Origin of the sequence: Enterobacter hormaechei subsp. xiangfangensis, assembly GCF_001729785.1 — a bacterium.
GTDB lineage: Bacteria > Pseudomonadota > Gammaproteobacteria > Enterobacterales > Enterobacteriaceae > Enterobacter > Enterobacter hormaechei_C.
The window spans coordinates 1,064,137-1,079,214 of the sequence record NZ_CP017183.1; the positions used below are offsets into that span (position 1 = coordinate 1,064,137).

Annotated in this window: 15 protein-coding genes; 11 read left to right on the plus strand and 4 right to left on the minus strand. The window is 56.2% G+C overall.

Annotated elements, in window-relative coordinates; translation table 11 throughout:
* Positions 1–22 precede the first annotated feature (22 nt).
* The 5 genes from ppiD to BFV63_RS04980 all read left to right on the plus strand — a co-directional run bounded on the left by ppiD (position 23) and on the right by BFV63_RS04980 (position 3,633).
* A complete protein-coding gene (gene ppiD / locus BFV63_RS04960; protein WP_045142051.1) occupies positions 23–1,894 on the plus strand; it encodes a peptidylprolyl isomerase in 1,872 nt (623 codons plus the stop codon).
* A 148-nt stretch (positions 1,895–2,042) separates the two neighbouring features.
* Positions 2,043–2,423, plus strand: coding sequence for a helix-hairpin-helix domain-containing protein (locus BFV63_RS04965; protein ID WP_003859045.1), 381 nt, complete (start codon positions 2,043–2,045; stop codon positions 2,421–2,423).
* Between the two features lie 97 nt (positions 2,424–2,520).
* Positions 2,521–2,919, plus strand: a complete 399-nt coding sequence (locus tag BFV63_RS04970; RefSeq protein ID WP_003859042.1) for a YbgC/FadM family acyl-CoA thioesterase — start codon at positions 2,521–2,523, stop codon at positions 2,917–2,919.
* Positions 2,920–2,966: 47 nt separating this feature from the next.
* Positions 2,967–3,317, plus strand: coding sequence for a type II toxin-antitoxin system RelE/ParE family toxin (locus BFV63_RS04975; RefSeq protein ID WP_045346366.1), 351 nt, complete (start codon positions 2,967–2,969; stop codon positions 3,315–3,317).
* Positions 3,304–3,633, plus strand: a complete 330-nt coding sequence (locus tag BFV63_RS04980; RefSeq protein WP_022650480.1) for a helix-turn-helix domain-containing transcriptional regulator — start codon at positions 3,304–3,306, stop codon at positions 3,631–3,633. The genes BFV63_RS04975 and BFV63_RS04980 overlap by 14 nt, the downstream gene beginning before the upstream one ends.
* 3 nt (positions 3,634–3,636) lie before the next feature.
* On the opposite strand, the gene queC is transcribed toward BFV63_RS04980, so the two are convergent.
* Positions 3,637–4,332, minus strand: coding sequence for a 7-cyano-7-deazaguanine synthase QueC (gene queC / locus BFV63_RS04985; protein WP_015571271.1), 696 nt, complete (start codon positions 4,330–4,332; stop codon positions 3,637–3,639).
* Positions 4,333–4,398: 66 nt separating this feature from the next.
* Complete coding sequence (locus BFV63_RS04990) at positions 4,399–6,099, minus strand: SgrR family transcriptional regulator (protein WP_069597459.1); 1,701 nt, start codon at positions 6,097–6,099, stop codon at positions 4,399–4,401.
* A gap of 101 nt (positions 6,100–6,200) precedes the next feature.
* Between BFV63_RS04990 and cof the strand changes: the two genes are divergently transcribed.
* Positions 6,201–7,019, plus strand: a complete 819-nt coding sequence (gene cof, locus BFV63_RS04995) for an HMP-PP phosphatase (RefSeq protein WP_003859037.1) — start codon at positions 6,201–6,203, stop codon at positions 7,017–7,019.
* A 40-nt stretch (positions 7,020–7,059) separates the two neighbouring features.
* Here cof and BFV63_RS05000 read toward each other — a convergent pair whose 3' ends face one another.
* The gene (locus tag BFV63_RS05000; protein WP_003859036.1) at positions 7,060–8,106 is read right to left on the minus strand and encodes a PLP-dependent cysteine synthase family protein; all 1,047 of its coding nucleotides are present in this window, start codon (positions 8,104–8,106) and stop codon (positions 7,060–7,062) included.
* 115 nt (positions 8,107–8,221) lie between these two features.
* On the opposite strand from BFV63_RS05000, the gene BFV63_RS05005 reads away from it, so the two are divergent.
* The 5 genes from BFV63_RS05005 to amtB all read left to right on the plus strand — a co-directional run bounded on the left by BFV63_RS05005 (position 8,222) and on the right by amtB (position 14,113).
* Complete coding sequence (locus tag BFV63_RS05005) at positions 8,222–8,680, plus strand: Lrp/AsnC family transcriptional regulator (RefSeq protein WP_015571267.1); 459 nt, start codon at positions 8,222–8,224, stop codon at positions 8,678–8,680.
* A 30-nt stretch (positions 8,681–8,710) separates the two neighbouring features.
* Positions 8,711–10,465: a SmdA family multidrug ABC transporter permease/ATP-binding protein gene (locus BFV63_RS05010; protein WP_023315528.1), complete on the plus strand. Its 1,755-nt coding sequence runs from the start codon at positions 8,711–8,713 to the stop codon at positions 10,463–10,465.
* Positions 10,458–12,239: a SmdB family multidrug efflux ABC transporter permease/ATP-binding protein gene (locus BFV63_RS05015; RefSeq protein ID WP_022650484.1), complete on the plus strand. Its 1,782-nt coding sequence runs from the start codon at positions 10,458–10,460 to the stop codon at positions 12,237–12,239. The genes BFV63_RS05010 and BFV63_RS05015 overlap by 8 nt, the downstream gene beginning before the upstream one ends.
* Before the next feature lie 213 nt (positions 12,240–12,452).
* A complete protein-coding gene (gene glnK / locus BFV63_RS05020) occupies positions 12,453–12,791 on the plus strand; it encodes a P-II family nitrogen regulator (protein ID WP_006809867.1) in 339 nt (112 codons plus the stop codon).
* Between the two features lie 35 nt (positions 12,792–12,826).
* Positions 12,827–14,113, plus strand: a complete 1,287-nt coding sequence (gene amtB / locus BFV63_RS05025) for an ammonium transporter AmtB (RefSeq protein WP_022650485.1) — start codon at positions 12,827–12,829, stop codon at positions 14,111–14,113.
* A gap of 93 nt (positions 14,114–14,206) precedes the next feature.
* Here the strand turns inward: amtB and tesB are convergent, their stop codons facing one another.
* Positions 14,207–15,067 (minus strand): acyl-CoA thioesterase II, encoded by an 861-nt coding sequence (gene tesB, locus BFV63_RS05030; protein WP_022647258.1) that lies wholly within the window; start codon positions 15,065–15,067, stop codon positions 14,207–14,209.
* Positions 15,068–15,078 lie beyond the last annotated feature (11 nt).

The following is a 15,078-nucleotide window of genomic DNA, read 5'->3' on the forward strand; positions in this document are numbered from 1 at the left end:
TACAGCGGAGTGTTGTTACACCATGATGGACAGCTTACGCACGGCTGCTAACAGTCTCGTGCTCAAGATTATTTTCGGTATCATTATCGTGTCGTTCATATTGACCGGTGTGAGTAGTTACCTCATCGGCGGTGGCGCGAACTACGCCGCAAAAGTGAATGGCCAGGAAATTAGCCGTGGGCAGTTCGAGAACGCTTTTGCTGGTGAACGTAACCGCATGCAGCAACAGCTGGGCGACCAATACTCTGAACTTGCAGCCAACGAAGGCTATATGAAAAACCTGCGTCAGCAGACGCTAAACCGCCTTATTGACGAGGCGCTGCTGGATCAGTACGCGAAAAGCCTGGGTCTGGGCATCAGCGATGAGCAGGTTAAAAAAGCCATCTTCTCGACGCAGGCTTTCCAGTCTAATGGGAAGTTCGACAACGCGCGTTACAACAGCATTGTTAACCAGATGGGTATGACGGCTGACCAGTACGCTCAGGCACTGCGTAACCAGTTGACCACGCAACAGCTAATCAACGCGGTGGTGGGCACCGATTTCATGCTGAAAGGCGAAACTGAAGAGCTGGCGGCACTGGTGGCGCAGCAACGCGTGGTGCGTGAAGCGACGATTGATGTCAACGCACTGGCAGCGAAACAGCAGGTTAGCGACGCTGAAGTTAATGCTTACTACGAGCAAAACAAGAACAACTTCATCTCTCCGGAACAGTTCCGCGTAAGCTATATCAAGCTGGATGCAGCTGCGATGCAGGAAAATGCGACTGACGCCGAGATCCAGTCTTATTACGACCAGCATCAGGATCAGTTCACTCAGCCGCAGCGTAACCGTTACAGCGTGATCCAGACCAAAACGGAAGCAGAAGCGAAAGCCGTGCTGGACGAGCTGAACAAAGGCGCTGATTTCGCCACCTTAGCGAAAGCAAAATCTACCGACATTATTTCTGCCAAAAACGGCGGTGATATGGGCTGGCTGGAAGAGTCAACTACCCCGGATGAGCTGAAAAATGCAGGCCTGAAAGAGAAAGGCCAACTGTCTGGTGTAATCAAATCCTCCGTCGGCTTCCTGGTGGCGCGTCTGGACGATGTTGTGGCGGCGAAAACCAAGCCGCTGGCTGACGTTCGTGATGATATCGCTGCGAAAGTGAAGCAGGAGAAAGCGCTGGATGCCTTCTATGCGCTGCAACAGAAAGTGAGCGATGCCGCAAGCAACGACAACGAATCACTGGCGGGCGCTGAGCAGGCTGCTGGCGTGAAAGCGGTTGAGACGGGCTGGTTCAGCCACGAAAACCTGCCGGAAGAACTGAACTTCAAACCGGTTTCAGATGCCATTTTCAATGGTGGTCTGGTCGGTGAGAATGGTACGCCGGGCAGCAACTCAGACATTATTACCGTTGACGGTGATCGTGCGTTCGTACTGCGCGTCAGCGAGCACAAAGCCGAGGCAGTGAAGCCCCTGGCGGAAGTGAAAGATCAGGTGGTGGCGCTGGTGAAACACAACAAAGCGGCACAGCAGGCAAAACTGGATGCAGAGAAAATTCTGGCCGACCTGAAAGCCGGTAAGAACGATGCGCTGAAAGCGGCTGGCCTGAGCTTTGGTGAAGCAAAAACGCTGAGCCGTACCGGTCAGGATCCTGTCAGCCAGGCGGCGTTTGGTCTGAGCCTGCCGGCGAAAGACAAACCTGTCTTTGGCACCACGACCGATATGCAGGGTAACGTGGTGGTTCTGGCACTGGATGAAGTGAAAGCCGGCACGCTGCCAGACGCGCAGAAGAAGGCCATGGTTCAGGGAATTACCCAGAACAATGCCCAGATTGCTTTCGAAGCGTTGATGAGCAACCTGCGTAAAGAAGCCAAAATCAAGCTGGGTGATGTGGTCACTCAGGAGCAATAATTACGTGTCTGCTCGCAGATTTTCGTAACGTTCTGCAAAAACTAAAGGCCGCTTTCGCGGCCTTTTCCATTTCTGCAATCTGCTGTTTGTCCCTGTTTTCCCGTGCGGCTATCGTGGCATGGCTGTCAACAAACAAGGAGAAAACAGCATGAAATGTGGAATCAAAGCACTGTTAATTACACTGGCTATTGCCACTTCCGGGATGAGTGCGGGCGCGCTGGCGGCGTCACCCTCGTCTAAAGCCCAGGCTGCACAAACTCAGGCCGATGCAACGTCACAAGGTCAGGTTAAAGCCAACGCGACGGCCAGCACGAAAGCCATTGAGGACGAGGGTACGCGGGTCAGTATTAATACTGCCTCTGCGGACGATCTTGCCCGCGTAATGAATGGCGTGGGCCTCAAAAAAGCGCAGGCCATCGTCAGCTATCGTGAAGAGTATGGTCCTTTCAAAACCCTTGACGATCTCAAGCAGGTGCCGGGTATGGGCAGCGCGCTGGTTGAGCGCAATCTCGCACACCTGACGCTGTAATCGCGTAATCACTTGCACTGCGGCAAAAATTTGCCAGGATAAAGAGGTCATACCAGTTATGACCTCTGAACCTATAACAACGAAAGGCTATTGCGCTATGCAGACACAAATCAAAGTCCGTGGTTATCACCTCGATGTTTACCAGCACGTCAATAACGCCCGCTACCTTGAATTTCTTGAAGAGGCGCGCTGGGACGGCCTGGAGAACAGCGAAAGCTTCCTGTGGCTAACCGCACACAACATCGCGTTTGTGGTCGTCAATATCAACATTAACTACCGCCGCCCGGCTGTGCTGGGGGATGTGCTCACCGTGACCAGTGAGGTTCAACAACTGAATGGCAAAAGTGGTGTATTGAGCCAGGTCGTTACGCTGGAGCCAGAAGGGCAGATTGTGGCCGATGCGCTGATCACCTTTGTCTGTATCGATCTCAAAACCCAGAAAGCGTTGCCGCTGGAAGGGGAGTTGCGCGAAAAGCTGGAGCTGATGATCGCGTAAATTTTTGTCTTTTATAAAAGACAAGAAGGGTTTTCAGGGATAAAATCATGAACAGGGACTACGTTGTTAAACGTTACCGAACCCGCGACGGAAAAATATCGTTTGAGGATTGGGTAGCAAAGTTGAGACGAAAGGATCCGGAGCTGGCGTTTCGGATCCTTCTGCGAATCGACCGCGCTGAGAAGGGGAATTTTGGCGATTACCGTTATCTCAGAGAGGGTGTCTGGGAGTTGAAGGTTGATAGTGGTCCCGGTTATCGAGTCTATTTTGCGGTCCAGCACCGGGAAATCTTATTGTTGCTGATCGGCGGTGACAAAAAGAGCCAGAAAGCGGATGTGATGCTGGCAATAGATTACTGGAAAGATCATCAAAAGGATAAACTCCATGAGCAAAAGTGAGCGAAAATTCTCAAGTACCGTCAGCCATGATGAAGCTGTAGTCAAAATGCTGCGCGAAAATCCTTCTTACGCGCAACTCTATCTGCAAATTGCACTGGATGAAATTTACGAGGACCAGGGGATCCCAGCCTATTTGATTGCCCTCAGACGCGTTATCGAAGCGCGCGGCGGTATTGGAGAGATTTCAGCCAAAGCGGGGCTTTCACGTCAGCAGCTATACCGTACCCTGTCCGAAAATGGTAACCCAACGCTGACTACACTGATGAAAATTACCCGTGCTGCCGGTGTAAAACTGTTCGACAGCACGGTCAGGTAGCCCTTATTTCAGCCCGGTCTTTTTCTGCATTGCGGCCATAACGCCCGCTTTATCCGCAAAATAATGATTCAGACCGTTCGCGCGCAGGTTACAGGCGGCACACTGCCCACAGCCGTCCCCTTTAATGCCGTTGTAGCAGGTCAGGGTCTCGTTGCGAACGACATCCAGCTTGCCCCAGTAGTCGGCCAGCGCCCAGGTTTCAGCCTTATCCAGCCACATCAGCGGCGTTTCGAAGCGGGTCTCTTTTGCCATTCCCAGATCGACGGCGTGATTGAGTGCTTTCACGAATTCATCCCGGCAGTCCGGGTAGCCAGAGAAGTCGGTCTCACACACGCCCGTGATCACCGCTTCGGCTTTCACCTGGTAGGCATAGATCGCCGTCAGGGTCAGGAAGAGAATGTTGCGGCCCGGTACGAAGGTGTTCGGAATGCCGCTGGCATCCGGTTCGTAATCAGGCACCGGAATGCTGTCGCGGGTGAGGCTGCTGACGGCCAGTTCATTTAACAGCGTCACGTCCAGCACTTTATGAGCGCGGGCGCCCAGTTTGAGAGCCAGTTCACGAGCGACATCGATTTCAGCGCGATGACGCTGACCATAATCAAAAGTGACGCAGTGCACTTCATCATACTGGTGAAGCGCCTGAATCAGGCAGGTGGTGGAATCTTGTCCTCCGCTGAACACGACGACGGCACGTTTCATAGATCATCTCGACAGTTACAGTAAAAGCGTCATGTTAACGCCTGGCTAAAGCGGCGACCAGCTTCTTCACGCGTTTGGTGGAGGAAGCCAGGCTTCGGTGAAGTCAAACCAGCCGCGAGTGTTAAGGCGTATGCCGTTGACGCCCGGAGGCGCGCTGATTTGATACTGGTAGTTAAAGAGCGGCGTCAGGACGGCTGTCTCCATTAACCGGCTGAATATAGCCTGAATTCCTGCGTGTCGGTCACGCTCGTCGGCCTGCGACTGCACCGCATCCAGCGTGGCCTGCAAATGGGCGAATGCCGGTGCGCTCAGCAGATGCGGCCAGAGCACATCGCAGCGGAGCCACTGCTCAAGCGTGTACGCCGGCGCTTCGCCAATCAGTCTGTCTCCCATCATGATGTCTGCATCGGCAAGCTGCTGGCACCCGTCCCACGTTTTGGCGTCATGAAAGATGACGGTCAGTTCACAACCCTGCCGCGCAAGGTATGCTTTTAACTGGCTGGCCATGGTGTGAAGCTCAACCGGCAGGTGGTAGACCAGCGTCAATGCCTCTGGCAGCGCAACGTCGGTTAAATCAGGCCACTGGGGGATCGCCCAGCCGGGAAGCAGTTCCTCGGTAGGAGTGATGAGCCCTTCGTTCAGGGGAAGCGTGTGCAGCAGCGTTGAGAGATGAATGATATTAATCAGCCGCTTTGCCTGAAGTTCGCTTAGACGTGGACTCTGTTTCAGCGTGAGGTAGCAGAAGCCCAGACTGGTGCTGTTACTCACCAGCCGCAGGCTGGCCAGCTCGTCGGCCTCGCCAATGGCGATTTGCACCGGGTGGCGACAGCTGGTGCCCAGACTGTAGTCAAAAAGCTGGGGCGTGATCCAGTACTCGATAGCCTTAAGCAACGGATGGCCAAGATGATACTGCTCGTGGCTTTCCAGACGCACCAGTTCAGGCTCAAAAACGCTCAGCCGAAAGGGACCGCTGCCTACCACAGGGTAATCGGGATGCGCCAGACGGCTACAGTAGGTTGCCAGCCTGTGCGCCAGCCAGTAGTCAGGTTGATGGAGAATAAACGTCAGGCACTGCGGGTGCGTGGTTTCGATACGTAAGACGCTGCGGAACAGCGTGCCCATGCCGGGCTGCGATAATAGCGCCGTCAGGCTTTGCCGGAGCTGTGCCGTCTCTATTTTATCGCCGTTATGCCAGTGCAGGGTGGAGCGAATGTAGAAATGCCAGCGCAGGCCGTCAGCAGAGACTTCCCAGTGATGCGCCAGATCGCCCGTGGGTTCACTGCTGTTACCATTAAAACGCGTCAAACCAGAGAATACCTGTCCCGCCAGATGCTGCTCCGCCCGGCCAGGGAGAAACCCCGGCTGAAGCGGCTCCAGCGAGCGATAGTAGGGAATACGCAGCGTCGGCGTATCGTTCTGCCACTGCCCGCCCATAAACGGATGCAGCAGCGATCGCAAATCTTCAGGCGCGAGCTGGGCCAGCTCCAGCGCGTTGTGCTGCTGTCCACTTTTCAGGGCCTCTTCCATCATCGTATTACGCAACGAATCCGGGGTGACGTGAAAGCGTAATTCCCCACGCTTACCTCGTCCGGAGCGGGCGTGCCAGCTTAGCCAGCCCGCCTCCTGCGCCTGGCGCAGCAGGGTGCGAACATGTCGCTCGCTGCAAAAGCAGCGGCTGGCAAGTTCACTGATGGTCACCTGCTGCGGTGCGCCGGCAGACGGGTGCCACAGACGCTGATACTGGTTAAGACGGTTAAGCTGGCGCATGAAAAACCCGGAACAATAATTATCATCTATTCACTATTACTTCCGTATATCCCACGTAATACTGATGCACAAGTTAACCGCATCACATTTCGGGAGTAATCATGGCTCGGCTCGCTGCATTTGATATGGACGGCACGCTGTTAATGCCGGATCACCGTTTAGGGGAGAAAACCCTGAACACTCTTAAGCGCCTGCGCGAGCGTGAAGTTACCCTGACGTTTGCTACTGGTCGTCATGTGCTGGAGATGCGCCATCTGCTGGGGACATTTGCCCTCGATGCGTTCTTGATCACCGGCAACGGAACGCGCATTCACTCCGTCGACGGCGATGTGCTGCACCGTCAGGATCTGAATCCGGAGGTGGCGGACATTGTCCTGCACAGCACCTGGGATACGCAGGCCAGCGTGCATGTTTTTAATGATGAAGGCTGGTTTACCGGGCGTGAGATCCCGGCCTTGCTGCACGCTCACGTTTACAGCGGCTTTAAATATCAGCTTATCGATTTGCGCCGCATTCCGGCACACAAGGTGACCAAGATCTGCTTCTGTGGCGATCACGACGATCTCTGCCGTCTGCGTATTCAGCTTAACGAGGCGCTGGGCGAACGGGCGCACCTGACCTTCTCGGCGGTGGACTGTCTTGAAGTGCTGCCGGTGGGCTGTAACAAAGGATCCGCGCTGGCGGTGCTGAGCGATCATCTTGGGCTGACGATGCAGGACTGTATGGCCTTTGGTGACGCCATGAACGACCACGAGATGCTGAGCAACGTAGGTCGTGGGCTGATTATGGGGAACGCGATGCCGCAGCTTATCGCCGCGCTCCCGCATTTACCGGTTATCGGACACTGTCGTAACGAAGCGGTGTCCCATTTTTTGACGCATTGGCTGGACAAAAATAACCTCCCATATTCCCCCGAATAGTGAGACCCTTCCAGCAAGCCAGGCTAAAGCCTGGCTTTTTTTATTTCACCAGCTGCGAAATCTGCGCTTTCCACGGCTCAACATCGCCAATATTGGCCTGCACCCATTCTGCGTTGTAATAGGTGTCCAGGTATCGCTCCCCGCTGTCGCACAGCAGCGTGACGACAGAGCCGGTACGGCCTTCTTCACGCATCCTCGCGGCCAGCTGTAGCGCGCCCCACATATTGGTGCCGGTAGAAGCCCCGACTTTACGGCCAAGCTGTGTCTCCAGCCAGTGCGCTGTCGCGACGCTGGCGGCATCCGGCACGCGGAGCATCTCATCCACAACGTCCGGAATGAATGAGGGTTCGACGCGCGGGCGACCAATCCCTTCGATCTTGCTCCCCACGGGGCTGCGCAGGCTCGCATCGCGGGATTGCCAGTAATCGAGGAACACCGAGTTTTGCGGGTCAACCACCATCAGCTGCGTATCATAACCCTGACAGCGGATATAACGTCCGATGGTGGCGGAGGTTCCGCCCGTGCCCGCGCTCATGACAATGTAAGAGGGGACAGGATGCGGCTCATGGGTCATCTGGCGGAAAATGCTGTCCGCAATGTTATTATTGCCGCGCCAGTCGGTGGCGCGTTCGGCGAAGGTGAACTGGTCCATATAGTGACCATTCAGCTCGCGGGCCAGCATTTCGGAGGCCGCATAGATTTCGCAGGCGCTGTCCACAAAGTGGCAGCGTCCGCCGTAAAATTCGATCTGTTCAACTTTACGTTTCGCCGTGCATGAGGGCATCACGGCGATAAACGGCAGACCCAACAGGCGGGCAAAGTAGGCTTCGGAGACGGCAGTTGATCCGGACGACGATTCAATAATCGTGGTGCCTTCTTTAATCCAGCCGTTACATAAACCGTATAAAAAGAGTGAACGCGCCAGGCGATGCTTCAGGCTACCGGTAGGATGGGTACTTTCATCTTTCAGATAGAGCTGAATACCGGGAAATCCCGGCAGAGGCAGGCGGATTAAGTGGGTGTCTGCCGAGCGCTGATAGTCGGCATTTATTTCGCTGATGGCATGTTTAACCCAGGTGCTATTCATCGTAGTTATCCATTTGTCATTTTGTGCCCAGCATAGCGAAAAGCACAGAAAAAATTGTTGCTATCTGACCTTTAAAATAGAATGTAAGGAGAATAATTTTCTCTTCGAGGTGGCTATGTTAGATAAAATTGACCGTAAGCTGCTTTCTTTGCTGCAAAGCGACTGTACCCTCTCTTTGCAGGCGCTGGCAGATGCCGTTAATCTGACCACCACACCGTGCTGGAAGCGCCTCAAAAAGCTGGAAGATGATGGCATTCTGCTGGGACGTGTGGCGCTGCTGGATCCCGAAAAACTGGGGCTTGGACTGACCGCCTTCGTCCTGATAAAAACGCAGCATCACAGCAGCGAATGGTACTGCCGCTTCGTCACGCAGGTTTCCGACATGCCCGAGGTGCTCGGCTTCTGGCGCATGGCGGGGGAATACGACTATCTGATGCGCGTTCAGGTGGCAGACATGAAGCGCTACGATGATTTTTACAAGCGGCTGGTCAATAGCGTACCGGGCTTGTCCGATGTCACCTCCAGCTTCGCCATGGAACAGATTAAATACACCACAGCGTTACCCATTGAATAACTTCTTAAAATACCTTCAGGAAAAGACCGCGTGCGATTATTTGCCCAATTAAGCTGGTACTTTCGTCGGGAGTGGCAACGCTACCTCGGCGCAGTGGCCCTGCTTATTATCATTGCCATTCTGCAACTGATCCCCCCCAAAGTGGTGGGCTACGTCGTGGATGGCGTTACCGAACAACATTACACCGCCGCACGGGTGATGATGTGGGTCGGTACGCTGGTGCTGACGGCCGTGGTGGTTTACCTGCTGCGTTATGTCTGGCGCGTGCTGCTGTTCGGTGCGTCCTATCAGCTTGCCGTTGAGCTGCGCGAGGACTTTTACCGTCAGCTGAGCCGCCAGCACCCTGAGTTTTATCTGCGTCACCGTACCGGGGATCTCATCGCCCGCGCCACTAACGATGTAGACCGCGTGGTGTTTGCCGCCGGTGAAGGGGTGTTAACGCTGGTGGATTCCCTGGTGATGGGCTGTGCGGTATTAATTGTGATGTCTACGCAAATTAGCTGGGAGCTCACGCTGCTGGCGCTGCTGCCAATGCCGCTGATGGCGCTGGCAATTAACCGCTACGGCGAGCAGCTCCATGAACGCTTTAAGCTGGCGCAGGCGGCGTTCTCGTCGCTGAACGATCGCACCCAGGAGAGCATGACCAGCATCCGCATGATCAAAGCGTTTGGTCTGGAAGACCGTCAGTCCGCACTGTTTGCCGCCGACGCCGCCGATACCGGCGCGAAAAACATGCGCGTGGCGCGTATTGATGCCCGTTTCGATCCGACAATTTATATTGCGATTGGCATGGCGAACCTGCTGGCGGTGGGCGGCGGCAGCTGGATGGTGGTGCGAGGCACCATGACCCTCGGGCAGTTAACCAGCTTTGCGATGTACCTTGGGCTGATGATCTGGCCAATGCTGGCGCTGGCCTGGATGTTTAATATCGTTGAACGTGGGAGCGCCGCTTACAGCCGTATCCGCGCCATGCTGGCGGAAGTGCCGGTCGTGAACGATGGCAGCGAGCCGGTACCGGAAGGTCCGGGTATTCTCAAGGCTGATATCCGCGCCTTTATCTACCCGCAAACGGAACATCCGGTGCTTGAGAACGTCAGTTTCACGCTGCGTCCTGGTCAGATGCTGGGCATCTGCGGCCCGACGGGCTCCGGTAAAAGCACCATTCTGTCACTGATTCAGCGCCATTTTGACGTGAGCGAAGGCGATATCCGTTTCCACGACATCCCTCTGCCACGTCTGCTGCTGGATGACTGGCGCAGCCGCCTGGCGGTCGTCAGCCAGACGCCGTTTTTGTTTTCAGACACCATTGCCAACAATATTGCGCTCGGGTGTCCGACGGCGACACAGGACCAGATCGAGCACGTGGCGCGTCTGGCCAGCGTCCACGAGGATATTCTGCGCCTGCCGCAGGGCTACGACACGGAAGTGGGTGAGCGGGGCGTTATGCTCTCCGGCGGACAAAAACAGCGTATCTCTATTGCCCGCGCGCTACTGCTGGACGCTGAGATCCTGATTCTGGATGATGCGCTGTCCGCGGTTGACGGGCGTACTGAACATCAAATTCTGCATAACCTTCGCCAGTGGGGAGAGGGGCGCACGGTCATCATCAGCGCGCACCGTCTGTCGGCGCTTACCGAAGCCAGTGAAATTCTGGTGCTTCAGCACGGACATATTGCCCAGCGTGGTCAGCATGAGCAGCTCGCCGGGCAGACCGGCTGGTATCGGGATATGTACCGCTATCAACAGCTTGAAGCCGCGCTGGATGAGGAGGTGGCCGATGCGTAAGTTTGGACAGATGTGGCCGACGTTAAAACGGCTGCTGGCCTATGGCTCACCGTGGCGCAAACCGCTTTCCATCGCCGTGCTGTTGCTGTGGATCGCCGCGATTGCGGAGGTGACCGGTCCGCTGCTTATCAGCTATTTCATCGATAACATGGTAGCGAAAAGCTATTTGCCTCTCGGCCTGGTCGCCGGGCTGGGCGTGGCGTACGTCGGGCTACAGCTGACGGCGGCAGGGCTGCATTACGCGCAGTCACTGCTCTTTAACCGGGCCGCCGTGGGCGTGGTGCAGCAGCTGCGCACGGACGTGATGGATGCCGCGCTGCGCCAGCCGCTGAGCGAGTTTGATACCCAGCCGGTCGGGCAGGTTATTTCGCGCGTCACCAATGACACCGAGGTGATCCGCGACCTCTATGTAACCGTTGTTGCAACGGTTCTGCGCAGTGCCGCGCTAATTGGCGCGATGCTGGTGGCGATGTTCAGCCTGGACTGGCGGATGGCGCTGGTGGCAATCACCATTTTCCCGGCGGTGCTGATCGTGATGGTGATTTACCAGCGCTACAGCACGCCGATCGTGCGCCGCGTGCGCGCTTACCTTGCAGATATCAATGATGGCTTCAACGAAGTGATCAACGGCATGAGCGTTATTCAGCAGTTTCGCCAGCAGGCGCGTTTTGGTGAGCGAATGGGGGAAGCCAGCCGCTCGCATTATATGGCGCGGATGCAGACGTTACGCCTGGACGGTTTCCTGTTACGTCCGCTGCTGAGCCTCTTCTCGGCGCTGGTGCTGTGCGGACTGCTGATGCTGTTCGGCCTGACGACGCGCGGAACCATCGAGGTGGGGGTACTGTACGCGTTTATCAGTTACCTCGGACGCCTTAACGAACCGCTGATTGAACTCACCACGCAGCAGTCGATGCTGCAACAGGCAGTGGTCGCGGGCGAACGTGTATTCGAGCTCATGGACAGGCCGCGTCAGACCTATGGCGATGACGAACGCCCGCTGGAAAGTGGATCCATAGCGTTTGATCATGTCTCGTTTGCCTACCGCGACGACCAGCTTGTCTTGCAGGATATCAACCTCGAGGTACCGTCGCGTGGTTTTGTCGCCCTGGTTGGGCATACCGGCAGCGGCAAAAGCACGCTCGCCAGTTTGCTGATGGGCTACTATCCGTTGACGCAGGGGGAGATCCGTCTGGACGGACGGCCGCTTGCCTCGCTTAGCCACAACGCGTTGCGTAAGGGCGTCGCGATGGTGCAGCAGGATCCGGTGGTGCTGGCGGATACCTTTTATGCCAACGTGACGCTGGGACGTCCTTTCACCCCTGAGCAGGTATGGGAGGTGCTGGAAACGGTACAGCTGGCGGATCTGGCGCGCGGGTTAAGCGAGGGGATCAATACCCGGCTGGGTGAGCAGGGCAACAACCTCTCCGTCGGGCAAAAGCAACTTCTGGCGCTGGCGCGCGTGCTGATTGAGACGCCGCAGGTGTTAATTCTGGATGAAGCGACCGCAAGCATTGACTCCGGTACCGAGCAGGCGATCCAGCAGGCGCTGGCTGCCGTGCGGGATCACACTACGCTGGTGGTGATCGCCCACCGCCTGTCAACGATCGTCGATGCCGATACCATTCTGGTTCTGCACCGTGGCCAGGCCGTTGAACGGGGTACGCACAGAGCGCTGCTTGAGGCAAAAGGACGCTACTGGCAGATGTATCAGTTGCAGCTGGCAGGCGACGAACTGGCCGCCAGCGTGCGCGAGGAAGAGTCACTCAGCGCCTGATGCACCATAACAAGGCAATGCGCTAACAGACTTAACCGTTGGTGCAAAACTGAAACGCACCCTGCACTGCCATGGTGCGTTTTTTTTTTCACTTTTTCCCGGCGCATGCGCGCCGCGGCGCTTTCCTCCTCACCTTTCACTTCTGGCACACCCTTTGCAATATCACTCTCGTGTTAGCTGCGGCCATTACCGAATTCTGACTGGAGGGGATATATGAAGCTGGTTACGGTGGTAATCAAACCATTCAAACTCGAAGACGTGCGTGAAGCGCTGTCTTCCATGGGTATTCAGGGACTGACTGTCACCGAAGTGAAAGGCTTTGGGCGTCAGAAAGGTCATGCCGAGCTTTATCGCGGGGCGGAATACAGCGTTAACTTCCTGCCAAAAGTGAAAATTGATGTGGCGATTGCCGACGATCAGCTTGATGAGGTGATTGATGTCGTCAGCAAAGCGGCCTACACCGGAAAAATTGGCGACGGCAAAATTTTCGTTGCCGAACTACAGCGCGTTATTCGCATCCGTACCGGCGAATCTGACGAAGCGGCGTTGTAAGTAACTCCTGGCACACAGTGATAGGGATCGAGAAAATGAAGAAAGCAACAATGAAAACAGGTCTGGGGTCGCTGGCACTGCTGCCGGGCCTGGCAATGGCCGCACCTGCTGTGGCAGACAAAGCCGATAACGCCTTTATGATGATTTGCACCGCGCTGGTGCTGTTCATGACGATTCCGGGGATCGCGCTGTTTTACGGCGGCCTGATCCGCGGCAAGAACGTACTCTCCATGCTGACGCAGGTTGCCGTCACGTTTGCGCTGGTGTGCGTGCTGTGGGTGGTTTACGGTTACTCGCTGGCCTTCGGGGAGGGCAACGCCTTCTTCGGCAACGTTAACTGGGCGATGCTGAAAAATATCGAACTGACCGCGGTTATGGGCAGCTTCTATCAGTATATTCATGTCGCGTTTCAGGGCTCATTCGCCTGCATCACCGTGGGGCTGATTGTGGGCGCGCTGGCTGAGCGTATCCGCTTCTCTGCGGTACTGATTTTCGTGGTGGTCTGGCTGACGCTCTCCTATATCCCGATTGCGCATATGGTCTGGGGCGGTGGTCTGTTGGCTTCCCATGGCGCGCTGGACTTTGCGGGTGGTACCGTTGTGCACATCAACGCCGCGGTAGCAGGCCTGGTAGGCGCCTACCTGATTGGCAAGCGCGTGGGCTTCGGGAAGGAAGCATTCAAGCCGCACAATCTGCCGATGGTCTTTACCGGCACCGCCATCCTCTACTTTGGCTGGTTCGGCTTCAACGCAGGTTCAGCCAGCGCCGCTAACGAAATCGCTGCACTGGCCTTCGTGAATACCGTTGTGGCAACCGCCGGCGCTATCCTCTCATGGGTATTTGGCGAGTGGGCCGTTCGCGGCAAGCCATCGCTGCTGGGTGCCTGTTCCGGGGCGATTGCCGGTCTGGTAGGTATTACGCCAGCGTGCGGTTACGTGGGCGTAGGCGGTGCGCTGCTGATCGGTATCGTCGCAGGACTGGCGGGGCTGTGGGGCGTTACCGCACTGAAACGTGTTCTGCGCGTTGACGATCCGTGTGATGTATTCGGCGTGCACGGTGTGTGCGGCATTGTCGGCTGTATCATGACCGGTATCTTTGCTGCCCAATCTCTGGGCGGTGTGGGTTACGCAGAAGGTGTAACCATGGGGCATCAGGTGCTGGTACAGCTGGAAAGTATCGCAATCACCGTTGTCTGGTCGGGTGTTGTGGCCTTTATCGGTTACAAGCTGGCTGATATGACCGTTGGGCTGCGCGTGCCGGAAGAGCAGGAGCGCGAAGGCCTGGACGTCAACAGCCACGGCGAGAATGCCTATAACGCATAATTTGAGTGCCTTGCCGGGCGGCGGCTTCGCCTTACCCGGCCTGAAAAAGCGTAATTTGCAGGCCCGGTAAGCATAGCCACCGGGCTTTTTACATCACCCGCGATTACGCATCACACCTTCCTGCACGGTAGAAGCCACCAGCACGCCATCCTGGGTGTAAAATTCCCCGCGAACAAAACCGCGCGCGCTGGACGCAGAGGTACTTTCCACGCTGTAAAGCAGCCATTCATTCATATCGAATGGACGGTGGAACCACATGGAATGATCAATTGTGGCTACCTGCATCCCTTTTTCGAGGAAGCCCACACCGTGCGGCTGTAGCGCAACCGGCAGGAAGTTGAAATCCGACGCATAACCCAGCAGATACTGATGCACGCGCAAGTCTGCCGGTACGCTGCCGTTGGCGCGGATCCACACCTGGCGGGTGGGCTCAGCGGTATGCCCCTTCATTGGGTTATGAAATTCGACCGGGCGGATCTCCAGCGGTTTATCGCACAGAAACTTCTCTTTTACCTGCGGCGGCAGCAGATGCGCGAGTGCGCGGGCTATTTCGGTTTCCGATTTCAGATCGTCCGGCGACGGGGCAGACGGCATCTGTTTTTGATGCTCATAGCCCGGCTCTGGCGCCTGGAAGGAGGCGGTCATGTAGAAAATGGGTTTCCCATGCTGGATGGCCGCCACGCGACGGGCGCTGAAGCTTTGGCCGTCACGCAGAACTTCCACGTCGTACACAATCGGTTTAGCGCTGTCACCGGGGCGTAAAAAGTAGCTGTGGAATGAATGCACCAGACGGTCTGCCGGGACGGTCTCCTTGGCGGCATACAGCGCTTGCCCCACGACCTGGCCGCCAAAAACCTGGCGTAAGCCTAAATCTTCGCTCTGTCCGCGAAAAAGCCCTTCTTCTATTTTTTCCAGGTTCAGCAATGTCAGCAGATTGTTCAGTGCCTGACTCATAGTGGTCCTCA

What these genes read in the sequence shown, in the direction of transcription:
- ppiD (WP_045142051.1), top strand. Translation starts at nt 23, where the DNA reads ATGATGGACAGCTTACGCACGGCTGCTAACAGTCTCGTGCTCAAGATT.
- BFV63_RS04965 (WP_003859045.1), top strand. Translation starts at nt 2,043, where the DNA reads ATGAAATGTGGAATCAAAGCACTGTTAATTACACTGGCTATTGCCACT.
- BFV63_RS04970 (WP_003859042.1), top strand. Translation starts at nt 2,521, where the DNA reads ATGCAGACACAAATCAAAGTCCGTGGTTATCACCTCGATGTTTACCAG.
- BFV63_RS04975 (WP_045346366.1), top strand. Translation starts at nt 2,967, where the DNA reads ATGAACAGGGACTACGTTGTTAAACGTTACCGAACCCGCGACGGAAAA.
- BFV63_RS04980 (WP_022650480.1), top strand. Translation starts at nt 3,304, where the DNA reads ATGAGCAAAAGTGAGCGAAAATTCTCAAGTACCGTCAGCCATGATGAA.
- queC (WP_015571271.1), bottom strand. Translation starts at nt 4,332, where the DNA reads ATGAAACGTGCCGTCGTCGTGTTCAGCGGAGGACAAGATTCCACCACC.
- BFV63_RS04990 (WP_069597459.1), bottom strand. Translation starts at nt 6,099, where the DNA reads ATGCGCCAGCTTAACCGTCTTAACCAGTATCAGCGTCTGTGGCACCCG.
- cof (WP_003859037.1), top strand. Translation starts at nt 6,201, where the DNA reads ATGGCTCGGCTCGCTGCATTTGATATGGACGGCACGCTGTTAATGCCG.
- BFV63_RS05000 (WP_003859036.1), bottom strand. Translation starts at nt 8,106, where the DNA reads ATGAATAGCACCTGGGTTAAACATGCCATCAGCGAAATAAATGCCGAC.
- BFV63_RS05005 (WP_015571267.1), top strand. Translation starts at nt 8,222, where the DNA reads ATGTTAGATAAAATTGACCGTAAGCTGCTTTCTTTGCTGCAAAGCGAC.
- BFV63_RS05015 (WP_022650484.1), top strand. Translation starts at nt 10,458, where the DNA reads ATGCGTAAGTTTGGACAGATGTGGCCGACGTTAAAACGGCTGCTGGCC.
- glnK (WP_006809867.1), top strand. Translation starts at nt 12,453, where the DNA reads ATGAAGCTGGTTACGGTGGTAATCAAACCATTCAAACTCGAAGACGTG.
- amtB (WP_022650485.1), top strand. Translation starts at nt 12,827, where the DNA reads ATGAAGAAAGCAACAATGAAAACAGGTCTGGGGTCGCTGGCACTGCTG.
- tesB (WP_022647258.1), bottom strand. Translation starts at nt 15,067, where the DNA reads ATGAGTCAGGCACTGAACAATCTGCTGACATTGCTGAACCTGGAAAAA.